This window comes from Caldicellulosiruptor naganoensis (assembly GCF_026914285.1).
Lineage (GTDB): Bacteria > Bacillota > Thermoanaerobacteria > Caldicellulosiruptorales > Caldicellulosiruptoraceae > Caldicellulosiruptor > Caldicellulosiruptor naganoensis.
This window is the reverse complement of record NZ_CP113864.1, coordinates 112,047-127,377: the sequence shown is the minus strand read 5'-3', so window position 1 is coordinate 127,377 and position 15,331 is coordinate 112,047. Positions and strand designations below refer to the sequence as shown.

Here is a 15,331-nt window from a genome sequence, read left to right as displayed (position 1 = left end):
ATAGAAAAAACTGTAATGGAAGTGCCAATTATAAATTTGAATAATTCTGAACAATTATTAAATGTTAATTTAAGTATTAAAATGTTAAAAACCAATACATTATAATTTTTCTTGAAAATCTATATCAAAATGAGTTTAAGATTATTCTCATTGATATAGTAAATAAGAAATATTATACTTATGAGCCTAAAAATTCTTGTGGTGATTACCTGCTTTATACCTTTTTATTCATGGATTATTTATCACTTAACGACAACAATAACAACGGTTACATTCTTATTAAAACCGGAAAAATACAATCATGTGAAAAAGAAGTGCTTTGGAACAGCGATAATATTAATTGTATAGTTGATGCCTTAGAAACCTTTATACTTTATCCTCAAAATAAATTCATACAAGATATAATTTCACAAAAACTTTATTTTGATTCATATTTAGTTGATTGCTCATTAAGAAATTCATCATTTGAGCTATATAATTTTATTGACGGTCAATATTATTTTTATGCAAAATACTACTTTGACAAAAATAAAACAGAACTTATAAAAATAAATATGCGCAATCTCACAAAACAAGATTCCTATCTAGTAAATGGAATTGTTTATCCACTTTTCAGGGACAAAGAAGGAAATTTTTTATGTTCCAATGTTCTGAAAAACAAGAAACTACTAAGAAAAAAATTAAAATAATTAATGAACATATTTTGAAAAATGAAAAACAAGTAATAGATATCGATGTCAGTAATGATGAAAAATTATTTCCCCATCATTTGTCTTTAGTATTTGAAAATTTTTTAAACGGCTTCATTATAACATCTTCACCAACTATCGATTTTGACAATCCAAAACATTATAGAATAAAAATATACTCTGTAAAAACTAAAAACCTGTTTATGAATTTCAGACAAAATATCCAGTATTTCTACATTGTGCATATGGCTTAATTAAAAATCCTTTTAAACAAGACGAGTTTGTTTTCTTACTATTTTGACAATTACTTTTTTAAAATTTGAATTGAAAACATGAAACCAAAATTGATGTGTTTGTTATATATTGAAATGCAGCAGGGTAAGAAATATTGAAACCATAGCTTTTGAATTGTGTATAATATTAGTCGTAAAGACAATACAATACATAGGAGGGAGTTATTAAAATCATGTCTGAAATTCCTGTATTTGATTTATCAGAGGTATTAAAGGATTACTATAAAATTACATGGGAAACCTATGCTTTTTCTTCGGCTAAAAAAGACAAGTTTTGTGTTTATCCTACTTATCAAAGTTGTAATAATATATTGTTTATTATGGAAAAGAGCGATATACTTGGAGATATTATTGAATCTATTATAGTCTTATCCCTTAAAAATGGCAAAGTCGAGCAAATTATTAACTACAAATTAAAAAACAAAATTTTTCAAATAATATTTTTTGATGAGGAAAAACTTACTCTTATTGGCTACACAATGACTTTAATTAACACTAAATTTGGTGAATTAAAAATATTTAGCATTGACCTAACAAAAAAAGAAGAAAGGTTGATGTACAGTTTTATTATAGAACTTTCTGGAGTAAATAAAAACGAAGAATCTCTTATTCCATTTAAAATTTACGTATTGGCACTAAATAAGAGGTATATAATGCTAATAAATATTGACACAAACTCCAAGGATAAATCTGCTTTGATAGTTGATCTTTATAATAAATCTGAATTCTATTTAGATCCATCTATAACAAATAACCACTCTATTTTCGAAATTTCATTCGCAGAAATAAAAAAATTCAAAAACAGAAATTATCTATTTATTAAAACTGGTAGAATTAGCTCAGATGAAAAAAGATACTATTTTAATTTAGGTGAAGATATAATTAATAAGATTGAAACCTTATTGATTATTCCTTGTGAAGAGTTAATTCAAGATTTAATCAGCGGTGTAATGCCTGCGTTATCTAAATATATAATTGATAAAGTTGAGTATTCTGAAACATTAAGTTTTTTAAACTATGGAAAACCTAATTATGGCTTTTTTTACAGTATAAAAAGTCATTCTCTTTATATCGATTCTCCATTTATTCCTTATGTAAAAGAAAATTTTTTGACAAAAAGAACCGACATCTTTACTTACAATCTAGAAACGAAAAAAAGAGCTTTTATAGGGTCCCTACCTTTTCCCTCAGAAAAAATACGTCCAGTATATATAGAAGAGAATAGATACTTTTTATTATATCGTCCTTTCCATACTTATTTACTACCAATTAAAAATTTTTTTATAAAACATTACATAGGAACCAATGAAATTTCCTTCTTCGAACTACCAATTAATATTCCATATAAAGAACAAATTGAAGAGTTTTATCTTTTAAAAAACTGTTCCATTTTTGTCACAGTTAATCCAGAGGAAAAATATACATATATTTATTTAAACGATAATGAGTTAATAAGAAAGATATCATATATGGAAGAATTTTTCTCATTAATTGTAAATTCTGAAACAGAAGAACTAAATGCTATTATAATATATCCAAGATTTTTAATAAAACATGACTCTTGAGTTTATTGTCCTTAATAGTTTTTATAAAAGTTTTAGTTAAAAAAAATATAATTGAGGTTGTTGAATAAAAGAAATAACCATATAGAGTAAACATAGTAACAAAAGAAAAAATCCTCCTTGTGTTATAATTTTAATTTAAGAGAAAACCACAAAAAAACACAAGGAGGAAAAGATATACATGAATATTAAATCACAAAATGAGAAATTTTCAAAGCTGCTTTTTGTAATAAAAAGGTTACTGAAGTTTTATCGAGGAAGATAAAGCAAAATAGAAGGGGACGACCGAGGAAATTTAATCTGTTTCAGATAATAGCTTGTTTGGTTTATAAAGTTAAAAAGGGGATAAAGAGTTTCAGAGAATTAGAATATCGAATAAATCAAAACAAAGAGTTTAAGCAAGTAGTAGGTATAGAAGAAAGTCCGGACTATTCATATTTTGCAAAGTTATCAAGAAAAATAGAAGAAGAATACATGCAAGATATAAAAGATGTATTAATAGCTGAAATAGAACCTGATATGAGTATAGTGATAGTAGACTCTACGCCGCTTAGAAGTGCCAAAAATGATTCAGAAGCAAAAATAGGTATACATATTACAATAGGATTTTATAGGGGATACAAATTACATCTTTTGTGTACAGGTAAAGAAGAAGTAATACCACTTTTCTGGATTTTAACAGGGACAAATTAATAGACGTGCGACAAGAAGAGCTTTTGTATAGGGCATGGGGCTCTTTGGCTGTGAGATTGTATTAGCAGATGCGGGATACGATTGTAGTAGAATAGTTTAATATAGCAAATGAGCTTAAAGTTAAATTTGTTGCCGGGATAAACAAAAGAAACATGAAAGATATAAACAATGTTAGCAATAGTTTTAAAAGCAAGAACATAAGATTTTTAGAAACTGAAGAGGGTAAAAAGTTATCCAGGCAGAGAACAAAGATTGAAAGACTACTTAGCAAATTAAAAGGTGAAAATAATCTTGAGAATGTAAGGCTCAAGGGATTTAGAAATTATAAAAGGTATATTGATTGGATACTAAGCTGTTTGAGCAACTTCTTAGAAAGTTAGAAGGTAAAAAGTTTTCTTTCGCTTATGAATGGAATCAATAATTTATGTTTGTTTTATGCATTGCTGGTAATATTTTTTATTCAACAACCTAATTCTTATTAGATTAAACAATCCAATAAAAGCGCCGAGCGGACAAAAATATTTGCAAAAAGGTCTTTCAATAATAAAAGAAAGTATAATTATGACTATGAGGAAAATCAAAGCCTGTATAGCCACTTCACCAGTCCAAAATGTAAATAATGTATGATAAGGATCAATATTTGCAAAAACTAAAGTGCCTGTTTTAGCTGTTATATATACAACCCATAAAAGTACGACATATCTAAAATATCTAAAATATCTGTCATATTTTGAAGGAATAAATTTATTAAACCTCTTCTTAAAAATCATCTTACCTAATTTACCTATCCATTCTTGCACTGAACCAAATGGACATATAAAGCCACAAAATATTGATCCAAAAAGAATTGATAAGACAGTTACAATAGCTAACAATACAAATGACGATTCATGAATTTTTTGAACAAAAGTTCCTTTAGTAATAAGTTGATATACTGAGACCACACCACCAAATGGACATAAACTATGTAATGATGCTTTAGAGAAAAAAGGTATTTTAATTGCCACTCCTTTTTCAGCTAAAGAGTGAATTATTGCAATAATTAGAATAATAGTAAAAAACAATATTTGAGAAAAAAGCCTGAGATATTTATTGATTTCATTTTTTTTTGTAGATTTTTTCAAAGTAACTCCTCCCCTTTCTTAATTAATAGGCTTAGCAGAGCAAAAACACCCTGCTAAGCCCAAATGTCTACTTACTTATTTTGATTGACTTGAAGAATTACCATTTACAAAACCTCTCATACCTCTGCCGTAGCCAATACCTTTACCTTGTCCAATACCCTGCTTTTGGACATTTTTCCCACCAAATAGTCCATACCCTGTTTGTGGTCTGTTTGCGTAGCCCTGTCCGTTGCAGCTGTCAATTCGTGCTTTCATCTGTGCCTTTATTGCATCTGCCTGTTCTTTTGTAATAACGCCATCTTTTACTTTTTGGTCAACTAAAGCAGCTTTTTCCTGATATACAGCACTTTTAAACTTCTCAGCTGTCACACCTTTTGACAAAGCTATCTGGTAGAAAGTCTGACCTTGTGACCTCAAATATACAACCTCATCAACTGTAAGACCTGTCAGCTTTGCTACAATTGATGCCATAAACTGAGCACCATATCCTCTTGCCATGTGCAAAACTGTGGTATTAGTTGCTGATGCTGGATTGGTGTTTGAAACACTTGTTGCGGCAAAAGCAGCTAAGTTCAGGGCAAGCACTAATAAAGCCACCGCTACCACAAAACCTATTCTTCTTTTCATTTGAATCAACCTCCTAAAAACTAAAATTTTGTTTTGCAAGTTTAAATATAAAGGTATTTTGTGAAACTGATGTGAAGAAATTGTGGAGTTTTTGTGAAGAAAATCTTTTTAAATAAATTGTCTTTTGAAAATGAAGATTTTTTCTCAAATCTTTGGTAAAATTTATTTAAGGAATTATGGTTGTTCACATCTAAAATTCACAAGGAGTGAGTTATAGGTTGAAGATACTGCTGATTGAAGATGAAGAAAAGCTCAGAAAAATAATAAAGTTATATCTTGAAAAAGAAGGGTTTGAAGTAGAAGAAGCATCGGACGGAAACGAAGCAATCGAAAAATTTCAACCTTCAATGTACTCTGTTGTAATCTTAGATGTGATGTTACCCCAAAAAGATGGCTGGAGTGTGTTGAGAGAAATAAGGAAAAAGGACGATACGCCAGTTATAATGCTAACAGCTCGTGGAGAGGATGATGATAAGATATTTGGATTCGAACTTGGTGCTGATGACTATGTTGTAAAGCCTGTCAGCCCAAAAGAAATTGTTGCACGTGTAAAGGCAATTTTAAAGAGAACTAAAAAGCCCAGTTCAGATGACATTTTGTTCATCGACAAAGCAGCAAGAGAGGTATATGTAAAAGGTCAAAGAGTGAATCTAACTCAAAAAGAATATGAACTTTTATTGTACCTATATGAAAGGCAAAACATTGCCCTTTCAAGAGAGCAGATTTTAAATAGTGTATGGGGTTATGAATATTATGGTGATCTTAGAACTGTGGATACACATATTAAAAACCTCAGAGAGAAGCTCGGAGATCTCAGAGATTACATTAAAACAGTAAGAGGTTATGGATATAAGTTTGAGGTGAAAAAATGAGAAGGATAAGTTTTAAACTATTGATTTATACTACTATTTTGCTTTTGTTTATGTTAGGTTTAAGCTTTTTTCTTCAAGGAAATATTGTCACAAGTGGTTTTAAAGCTAATCTAAAAAATAGAATGATTCAATATGCAAAAGACATTTCTTATAAATTTAAAAATAACTTTGATTATTCAAGTGAAGCAAATAATATAGCTAATATTATAAACGGTAGAGTCTCAATTTATAATGCAAATGGTAACATCATAGAATCTTATGGCAGGTTTATGTTTGGAAGAACAAGGAATATTGAAAGACAAATAATTTTAGATGTTTTATCAGGAAAAACTATCTACCGGACAGACCAAAAAACATTTCAAGGAAGTACATTAATTACCTTAGGAATGCCTATAATTAACAATAACAAGATCATAGCGGCAATATTTATTCATACACCTTTGCATGACATTCAAAATGACGTTCGAAATGTCAAAAATCAAATCTTTATCCTTTTTATCGCTGCTCTTTTGGCATCAATCATTGGTGCATATGCGCTTAGCAGTTTATTTACAAAACCCATTCTTAAAATCATTGATGCTGCCAAAGCTATAGCAAAGGGAGATTATAACGTTAAAATTGATGTTAAAAACAAAGATGAAATTGGTGAGCTTGCAAAAACTATCACATTTATGGCTCAAAATCTTTCTAAAACCGAAAAGCTAAGGAGGGACTTTATAGCAAATACAACTCATGAATTGAGAACTCCGCTGAGCATCATAAAAAGTTATGCTGAAGCAATATATGATGACATATTAGAAAAAGACCAAATCAAAGAATATGCCAGTTTAATCATGGAAGAAGCTGAGCGTTTGAATAATCTTATAAATGAAATTCTTGAATTATCAAAATTGCAATCGGGTACAATTCAGTTGAATATTCAACCTATAAGCTTAAAAAATCTTTTTAGTGAAATTGTTGCCGAATTAAACATTATTAAAGGAAATAGAAAGTTTTGGGTTTTTGAAGATGATATTGGATTAAAAGGCGATGCTAAACTTTTAAAAAGAGCTTTTAGTAATATTATTATAAACGCAATTCATCATACAAAGGACACAGGAAACATCTATGTAAAAGCTGATAAAAAATACGATTATATCGAAATATCAATCAAAGATGATGGTGAAGGAATTGATGATGCAGACTTGCCATACATTTTCAATAGATTTTACCGTACCAATACCAAAAAAGGAATAGGCGGACTTGGTTTGTCAATAGTAAAAGAAATAATACAAATGCACAATGGTGAAATTAGTGTGTTTAGCAAAAAAGGAGAAGGTGCTGAGTTCATTGTAAAGCTCAAATGTTAACCACACATTGAAATACCGAAATTAAAAGGAGCTGTTCAATACATACCAGCCCCTCAGAGACTCTTAATAGCATTTTTAATTAGCACTATCTGCGGAATTTTTTTGTTTGTTCAAATATTAATTTTACAATTCTTCAACAATCCTATCCACAATCCTCTCCTGATACCCAGCAAGCTGAAGCTCCTTCATCTTCTGGCAGACGCTTTGTAGTTGAGCACTTTTTACATTCTTTAACATCTCTAAGCGCCTTTCATCTATCTTATTTTCAGACAATGCCAAAAGATAGTGGTTTTCATCCATACAAAGTGGCCTTGCACCAAAGTTTTGAATTACTTTGTCTGCAATCAAAAGCCCTTCTGGGTCAAAGTCGCCTGAGTACAGCAAAGGTATATCTGTCTTTGCAATGCTTCCAATGATTATCTTGCTTGAGAGCCTCAGGTGCCCATTTGTGCACACAGCAGAAATGGCCGGGACTCTTTGCACAATTGCAGAAAATACAGCGGGGTTTTCAACAACCACAAGCTTATTTGAGTATGCAAAAAATCCTTTATAATCCTTTACAGTATAAAGTGGTAAGATAATAGGCTTTTTTTGATTGCTAAAGTACTTGAGCCCCTCATCTTCTTTCCCCTCTTCATTATATCCGCCAATGTTATACAAAAGGCACCAGTTTGAAAGCTCATCAATCAAGATGTTGTTATCAAAAAGCAGTTCTGATTTTTCCTCTGCATTTTGGGGAAACTCTCTTCCATTTATAATACTCAAAAGCCTTAAAAATATCTTTCCTGCATCTTGCTCATCGTCAAAAAAGTGAGGGTTGCCTGTAACCCTTGTTGCAAAAATAGCCAAAGTCTCAGGGCTTTGTGGTTTTTTTAAAATTGCTTCTATGACCTTTTTCATTATCTCTAAAAACTCTTTTTGTGAATACTTTTTGTAAAAGCTTTCAAATGATTTGAAATTTTCTTTAAAGACATTTAAAACCACTGCAGCATTTTCATCATTGTCAAAATGTGCTGACAAATTTTTGAAAAAGTTTGATACCCTTTCATTTTCTAACTCCTTTTCTTCTTTTTTGGTGATAACCTCTTTTCTCAAAACTGCTGACAAGATGCTTTTAAAATCAAGCCCTGAGAACTTAGTGTCCTGAAACTTTGTCACGGCAAAGTCTTTCACATCAATGACAACCTTCTCGCCTCTCAAAACCCTTCTAAGATACCGTGACAAAGCCTCTTTTTCCTCTTCGGACGGATTTTCCAGAATAATCTTGCCAGAAAATCTCCCCAAAGACCTATACTTCCTATGAATAAGCTCCAGCGCACGCTTAAATCCTGGTTGCGAAAAGTACTCAACACATTCATCGAAAATCTTATTTTTTGTCATACCTCAACCAACACCTTCTTAAACCCGTTCCAGACATACTTTACTTTTAGAACAGATGGCTGATTGTTCTCTCTCAAAAGCTCGTATATGCAAAGTCCTGGCACTGTTTTGTAATCTCCCCACAAAACCTGAGAGTTCATTATATAGTCAAATTCAAGCTTTTCAATCAAATCAAACATATTTTCAATGTTGTTCTCATCAACACCAGCAAACGCCTCATCAAGCGCAATTATCCGCGGCGCAAAGTTTGCAGCGCTTTGGTATTTAGCACAAAGTGCTGCAAAAAGTGGGACATAGATGGAAAGAGCTTTTTCACCACCAGAGAACTTGTCAAATGCATTGTTTGTAAGCTCTTTTCTGCTTTCCCCTACCTTTTGGTAGTAGAGCCTGAACTCAAACCACTGCCTGTAATCAAGAATCTCTTTGATTATCTCATAGAGTGTTGCAAAATTTTCAGGGTTTTCTTGGTGCTTTTTTGCTTTTTCTATGCGCGACCTAAAATGCATTGCAATCTTGTTTCTGTCTTCATCTGTTGCGGCAAGAGGGTCCTTGCTTAAAAGCTTTACCAGCTCACCTGTAGAAAGCTCATCCTCTGTCTCTTGTCTTTTCTGTTCCCAAGAGAGCCGGAATGTAAGACCACTTGATGTAGACAAATTTGCCATAAGCTCGTTCATCCTCTTAACCCAGTCCTGAGCAAGCATGATTTTTCTTGAAATCTTAAAGCCTATGTTCTTTGCCAAAACCTCTTCAAAAAGCTCTCTTTCGCTCTCTGTTATCAAGTTCTTTTTCTCAGCAATCTCTGCTGCAATTTCATCTATAAACTGGTAAAGTGAAAGAAATCTTCCCTCTTTTCTGCAAGTCCACAAATACCTTTTGTAGGTTGTCTTGTCGTCCTTCCAATCAACAAGGTTTGCTCCAAACTCTGCAAGCTGAATCTGTGTTGTGTAATGGATGGACATAAGCCTCTGAAGTATCGAAGAAAAATCCTTCTGAGAATACTCTTTTAGCTCATTTTCCTTTGACCTTGCAAACTCTAAAAGCTTTTGATCATCTTCAAATTCTATCCCTTTGAAAACAAAACCAAATCCAAGCTCTATCTTAAGTGTAGCCGATGCTAATTCGTATTCACTTTCAATTGACTTGAGTTCCTGTTTTGAAAATTCAAGTTTTTGCTCAGCTGCTGCTTTTTGGGAAGTCACCTCAAAAAGCTCTTCATTAAGTCTTTTTCTCTCAGCTGGGATGTTCTCAAGCCGCTCAAATGCTCTTTTTTGCTCATCAAAAAGTCTTTGAGCATCCTCGCTCGAAAGCCTTTTTTCAATCTCTTCTTTGTGAAGTTTTAAAACATCTAACTTTTCAGAAATCCTGTGAACATCGCCATTTAAAGTATCTACACTTTCTTTTATCTGCTCATATAACCTGTTTAGACTCTGGTGCGTCTTTTCAATTTCCTGCTTGTGCAAAGCCTCAGTCTCAAGGCGCAAAAGTAAGCTCGACAGCGCATTTGCGTCTTGTTTTGCCTTTGCAAAAACTTCTTTTGAAGATGGCAGCGATAGCTTTGTTGCAATCAGTGAAATTTCATATTTCAGCAGATTTTGCTTATTTGTCAGCTCTTTTATTCTCTCTTCAAGAGCTTCAATCTCAATCTGAAGCTTTGAAATATTTTTCTCAACCCCATCTATCATGTCAAAGGCAGTGTCTAAGTCCGCAGATGTTGGAAAGTTTTTCTTCTCAAGCTCTAAAACCTCAAGCTGGGATTTTAGAAAATTAGCCTCGGCTTTCTTTTCTTCCAACTCTTTTGTAAGATTTTGAATCTCCTCTTCAAGCTGCAAAATTAGCATTTGTTTGTACCTTCGTCTATTCTCAATGCCTATATACCTTGCCTGTTCATGTGTTGTTGTCTTCCCTTTTAATATGCCATTTCCAAACCGCCCATCTTCGCACACATATATTCCATCATCTACAGGATTTATATGGATACTGTCAATTACAGCTGCAACCTCATTAATCAAACCTTCTGCGTTTTCAAAGTTTGCAACCTCAAGATACTCATTTAATGTGTGAGAAAAATATGCTGGCTTTGGAAAAAGTACAACTTCCTTTTCATCTTCCAAAAGTCCATCAATTTCATTTTTGTACTTTTCTGGCACAATGAGAGCATTTAAAATTCCAAGCTCAAAAAGTGCATCCTCAATCACAGCTTTTAATCTCTCATCTATGCCCGGTTTAAAGTCAACTGCCATGTAAAAAGGAACAAACGGTACACCTTTTTCTAAAAGTCTTTGCCTTACCTTTTTTTGTTTCTCTGAAGATGGTATAAACTCGTCTTTTTGGCTTTGAATCTCCTCAATCCTTTTCTTTTTGTCTTTAATTCTCTCTTTGAGTAGATTCATCTCAAACTCGAGCTTTCGCAAGTTATCTGAGATTGACAAATAATGTCTGTTATACACATCATTCAAAATCTTCTTTACACCTTCATACTCGCCTTTTTGCGATATTGTGTTTATCAGCTGAAACATCAAAGTTATATCATCAAACTCTGCTTTTAAAACCTGGTTTTGGTCAAAATAGCTCTTGATCTTGCTTTTTAGAAGATTTTTGGCATCTTCAAGTTGAAGAATTAAAAGATTTAACTCATTTTGGTACTTTTGAAGATCATTTTTGCTACGGTCAAGTTTTCTTAGCTGAATATCTAAGTCCTTTTGCACATCTTGCAACGTATCATAGTTTTTAAGAGCTTTTTCTACTTCAGCTATTGATTTGGCCAGTTCATTTTTAATAATGTCTAAGCTTTTTTGCTCACCTTTCTCAAAAATATCAAGTACATCCGAAAACCTTTGCATATTCAAACTCTCAAGCAGCTTTTTGCTCTGCTCAATATAGTCTTTTATCAGATTCTGAGAATTTAAAAGCTGGTGTTTTGTACGCTTGATGTCAGCATCTGCCTGAGAGAGCCTTTGCATGTGGTCATTTAAACTTGAAAGTTTTAAAGTTTTCTGATTTTCTAAATCCTCAATTTCAGCATTTAGCTCAACATACCTCTGCTGAAGCTTAAATATATCACTTTCTTTTATACTCTCAAGCCTGAACTTCAGCGCCTGTTCTTCTTTTTCAATACTATCAAGACTATTTCTCAGCTTTAATTCCATATCTGTAAGTTTTTGGACGTGACCTGAGAGCATTTCATATTCTTTTGTGGCTTTTGTCAGTTTTTTATGTGATTCTATCAGCTGAGAAATTCTTTGGTACATCAAAAATCTGTTGTACTCATCATATGCTCTTTTTATCTTTTCAAGGCAAGATTGGATTGCCTCTAAGTTTTTAAGCTCTGTCTGGATTTTGTCCATGTTTTCAATTGACTCTGAAAGGCTACGAAGATCACCTTCTGACAGCGCAGGAAGCGACTCTTGCAAAATACCGCATATCCTGTCTGGCTTTATATCCCTTGAAAGTTTTGGCGCTCTTACACGAATTATTAAATCTATCAAGTTCTCAAAGTCTTCCACGTTTTCAAATCCAAACAGGATCTTGTTTACCTCTTGCATATAATCTCTTCTGCTTGTGAAGACCTTGCCGCCACTGCCAATCAGGTTCTCAAACTTCCTTCTTGTGAGTGGAATCTTTTGTCCGTTTATCTTTTCATAGAAGAATATGTCAATCCCAAACCTTCTGTTGTCTGTCAAGACAAAATACCAGCAGTCAACACCTGAGCCTATTTTTGCTCTCATACCCATACCTATTGAAACAAATATGTTTTCCTTTTTGAACTCCAAAAAAAGGTATGCTGTTGACTCATTCTTCCCTGAGATATCCTGCTCGCCTAAGACATAGTCCTCAAGCTTTCTTGCATTTGACCCGAAAGAGTCAAGCCTGGATGGATGATAGTTGCCGTCTAAAAGAAGGGTTATAAAACTCTGCATTGTAACAGACTTTCCAGAACCGTTTGGGCCGCGAATCAGCATCCTGCCCTCGTAAAAGTCAAAATATTCCTCATCATAGTACCAGTAGTTAAAAACACCCGCTCGGGATAGCACCCACCTGTGTTCTTTGCTCATCTTGAGTCAAAAAACCTCCATCTTGTTCTTTTTTCAAAATGCTCTTTCTTTAAATACTCTCTTCAGCTTCATCTGAAACTTGGTACTCGCCAACTACTTTCAGATAAATTGGATAGATTACAACAAATCCGTGTTCTTGAAGCTTTGCAAATCCAAGTTCACATAAAAACTTCAAAAACTCCTCAAACACTTTCTCAAGGCTTTTTTCTCGCCATTCTTTGTTCCAAAAGTTTTTGTACTGCTTTTGCACATCTTCTAAAATGGACCTTAAAGAGGTTACGTGAATCTCCAAGGTCTCATTTGTCGGATGAAGACTATATTCACCCTTTTCTATCTTTGATAAAAGCTCGCTTGCCACCAAAAGAAGAATGTCGCAAAGGTTGCTATCGTCAGGATAGGTATTTTTATAACTCTCGCTAATAGCTAAAAACGCAAAAGACTTGAATATATGAAAACTTGCCTCTGGCAGATGTTTTTCAAGCTCTGATGTAATGTTAACCTTTTGACGCTTTATATACAAAAGCTCATCCTCATTCTCAAAATTAACACTGCCATCAACAACAAGCCCTCTGTACGCCCTAATCCTTTTGATATCTGATATGGGCTGTGAAATTCCGTTTGTAAACTCAAATTCACTATTTAAAATCTCCTGCCAGCTGCTGTACTCAGTAATACTCTTTGGAAATATTCTCATAAAATATCGCGAAATTCCTGTCGACTCGTAAAGCACCTCTGCCTCACTATTTTCCGCAAACTCTTCCTGGTTCCCATCATCAATTCTTATCATCCTCATCTTTTCACAAAACTTAAGCACTCTGATTAGGGAGCGTCTGTTTGAGTAAAGCGTCCAGTCAACCTCTTCATCTGGAAAGTTCATCCTGATATACTCTGTGATGTTAGAAAGCAAAAACTGGTCTTCTGGCCCTTTATCTTCTAAAAAGGCAAGAACAAGGCACAAAAATGCATAGTCTCGCGGCTGTTCAAAATCAAGTACTCCCATATACTCTTTGGGCATAAGCGGCACTTTTTCAAGCTTTACCATGTTTGAGGTTGTTATAAATTTTAAACCCAAGTTTTTTGCAATAAACTCTCTTGTCTCTTTGTCAAGGTTTTTAAGCTGGTAAAAGGTCTCACTATCCTCTTCTTTCAATATCCAAAAATTCTCAAGAAGCTTCAAAAGATCACTCATATTTTTGCTTTTCCTTCTTTCGCAAAGGTTTTTGTTATTCATCAACAAACTCAAGGATATACGCTGGCATGTCCATCTTGCCATCAGTGCACTCTAAGATACACCTTTTGTCATCTTGAGGTCTTATGACTCTAAACTTTTTGCCAGAGTCAGTGTTTGCCACTTTGCTGCTAAGCCCTCGCGACAGCCACACAAAAAGCCTTTTTCTTACCTCTGGTGTAATCCTGGGAAGCTTTTCAAACTCTATTTTGTTTCCTATAAGGAGGCCTTGCAAAAGCTCATTTTCTTCTTCAATCTTTTTTTTGTACTCTTCAAACCTTTTCTTCTTTTCTTCAGAAAACTCGCTTGCAGGGACCACTTTGATCTTTTCTCTTATTAATCTTCCTCGTGATTTCAAAGGCACTTTAAAACTTGGAAGGTCAAGAATGCTAATAGTTGTTGATTCGGTGGCTCTTGGAAAGTCACCTGTGATATATTTTGGACACATCACACCAAATACAACAGCAGACAACTTATGACACTCTGATATGTCAAGATTTGAAAACAGTCTTGCTAAGTGCTTATATTCCTCTGTCCTGTTTACTTTAAGTGTTGAGGACTCTGAAAGCCTTGCTGCATAACTTGAAACCTTTCTAATTATCTGCTGAATCTGCTCAAGAAGTCTTTCTGCCTGCCCGTTTGGACTGACAAACCAGTCTTTTATATTCTGCCATCTGCTTTTGATATACCCTTCTATTGTGCCGCCATCTCTGAATATATTTTTGGGATGTTCTTTTTCTGCCTGAATTATGTACATCAAAAGCTCATCCACCTTGAACTGTGGCAGGTTCAAAAAAAGAGTTCTTATCCTTGGCAGATAACCTTGGAACATGTCATGAAAATTGTAAAGGTAATGTACAAGTTTTGATTTATATTCTAAAAACTTTTCTTTTATCATTAGACTTTCATATTCAGAGGATGTCAGCATAGAAATATACTCTGTATAGCTCTTTTCTATCTCCTCAAATGCGCTTGTTAGCTCATCCCACCAATCAACTGCCTGTTTTTGTGGGTCTTTTAAGACCGAATCAATGCTAATCAAGAGCCCATATATCTTTTCTATATGTTTTGGGTTTAGCTCTGCTTTTGTTTCCTGTGAATTTTCAAGCTCAAACAGAAACCTTTCTATCCTAAGTCCAATTGAGGTAAGCTCGTACAAAAACCTTTTGTTTTTGAACTCTTGCAAGGTGGCTGTTTTAGAGGTATCTTGGGTAGATTTGAGATTACCCCAGTCAACAAGGCTTTTGAGGTCTTGCTCGCACATCTCTTCTGTATATTCAGAAAAGTTTGGAAGAGTCTTTAAAAAGCTGTATATCTCGTCCTTTGTCAGCCTGTTTTTGTACTGCATGTGATTTAAAAAGCAAAACCTCAAAATAGCCCTGTACCTTTCTGCATTTGGCTCAGTGAGATATTTAAACTGTTTCATTTGTGCAAGAAGAGGTATTGTAAATTGTGTCATGGC

Annotated in this window: 10 protein-coding genes and 1 pseudogene; 5 read left to right on the top strand and 6 right to left on the bottom strand. The window is 33.6% G+C overall.

All coding sequences use genetic code 11. The features are described from left to right. The first annotated feature begins 637 nt into the window (after window positions 1–637). The 3 genes and pseudogenes from OTJ99_RS00610 (at window position 638) to OTJ99_RS00600 (ending at window position 3,658) form a co-directional block, all read left to right on the top strand. Window positions 638–943 (top strand): hypothetical protein, encoded by a 306-nt coding sequence (locus OTJ99_RS00610; RefSeq protein WP_269015392.1) that lies wholly within the window; start codon window positions 638–640, stop codon window positions 941–943. A gap of 212 nt (window positions 944–1,155) precedes the next feature. Then, window positions 1,156–2,547 (top strand): hypothetical protein, encoded by a 1,392-nt coding sequence (locus tag OTJ99_RS00605; RefSeq protein WP_269015391.1) that lies wholly within the window; start codon window positions 1,156–1,158, stop codon window positions 2,545–2,547. 178 nt (window positions 2,548–2,725) lie between these two features. Next, window positions 2,726–3,658, top strand: a pseudogene (locus OTJ99_RS00600) (transposase). A 1-nt stretch (window position 3,659) separates the two neighbouring features. Here the strand turns inward: OTJ99_RS00600 and OTJ99_RS00595 are convergent. Then, window positions 3,660–4,361 carry a 4Fe-4S binding protein gene (locus OTJ99_RS00595; RefSeq protein ID WP_269015390.1) on the bottom strand — a complete coding sequence of 234 codons (702 nt, stop codon included), beginning with the start codon at window positions 4,359–4,361 and terminating at the stop codon, window positions 3,660–3,662. 75 nt (window positions 4,362–4,436) lie between these two features. Continuing rightward, window positions 4,437–4,988: a DUF2680 domain-containing protein gene (locus OTJ99_RS00590; RefSeq protein WP_045165947.1), complete on the bottom strand. Its 552-nt coding sequence runs from the start codon at window positions 4,986–4,988 to the stop codon at window positions 4,437–4,439. 218 nt (window positions 4,989–5,206) lie between these two features. Here OTJ99_RS00590 and OTJ99_RS00585 point away from each other — a divergent pair, with 218 nt between their 5' ends. Next, window positions 5,207–5,860, top strand: a complete 654-nt coding sequence (locus OTJ99_RS00585; RefSeq protein ID WP_045165948.1) for a response regulator transcription factor — start codon at window positions 5,207–5,209, stop codon at window positions 5,858–5,860. Then, window positions 5,857–7,209, top strand: coding sequence for a sensor histidine kinase (locus OTJ99_RS00580; RefSeq protein ID WP_045165949.1), 1,353 nt, complete (start codon window positions 5,857–5,859; stop codon window positions 7,207–7,209). Before OTJ99_RS00585 ends, OTJ99_RS00580 begins: the two co-directional genes overlap by 4 nt. A 123-nt stretch (window positions 7,210–7,332) precedes the next feature. Here OTJ99_RS00580 and OTJ99_RS00575 read toward each other — a convergent pair whose 3' ends face one another. From OTJ99_RS00575 to OTJ99_RS00560, 4 genes are read right to left on the bottom strand one after another with little or no spacing between them, the layout of a single operon-like run. After that, on the bottom strand, window positions 7,333–8,589 hold the full coding sequence (locus OTJ99_RS00575; protein WP_045165950.1) for a TIGR02679 domain-containing protein: 1,257 nt from the start codon (window positions 8,587–8,589) through the stop codon (window positions 7,333–7,335). Further along, complete coding sequence (locus OTJ99_RS00570) at window positions 8,586–12,641, bottom strand: TIGR02680 family protein (protein ID WP_045165951.1); 4,056 nt, start codon at window positions 12,639–12,641, stop codon at window positions 8,586–8,588. The genes OTJ99_RS00575 and OTJ99_RS00570 overlap by 4 nt, the downstream gene beginning before the upstream one ends. A 49-nt stretch (window positions 12,642–12,690) precedes the next feature. Continuing rightward, window positions 12,691–13,830, bottom strand: a complete 1,140-nt coding sequence (locus OTJ99_RS00565) for a TIGR02678 family protein (protein ID WP_045166368.1) — start codon at window positions 13,828–13,830, stop codon at window positions 12,691–12,693. A 34-nt stretch (window positions 13,831–13,864) separates the two neighbouring features. Continuing rightward, the gene (locus OTJ99_RS00560) at window positions 13,865–15,328 is read right to left on the bottom strand and encodes a TIGR02677 family protein (RefSeq protein ID WP_045165952.1); all 1,464 of its coding nucleotides are present in this window, start codon (window positions 15,326–15,328) and stop codon (window positions 13,865–13,867) included. Window positions 15,329–15,331: the final 3 nt, after the last annotated feature.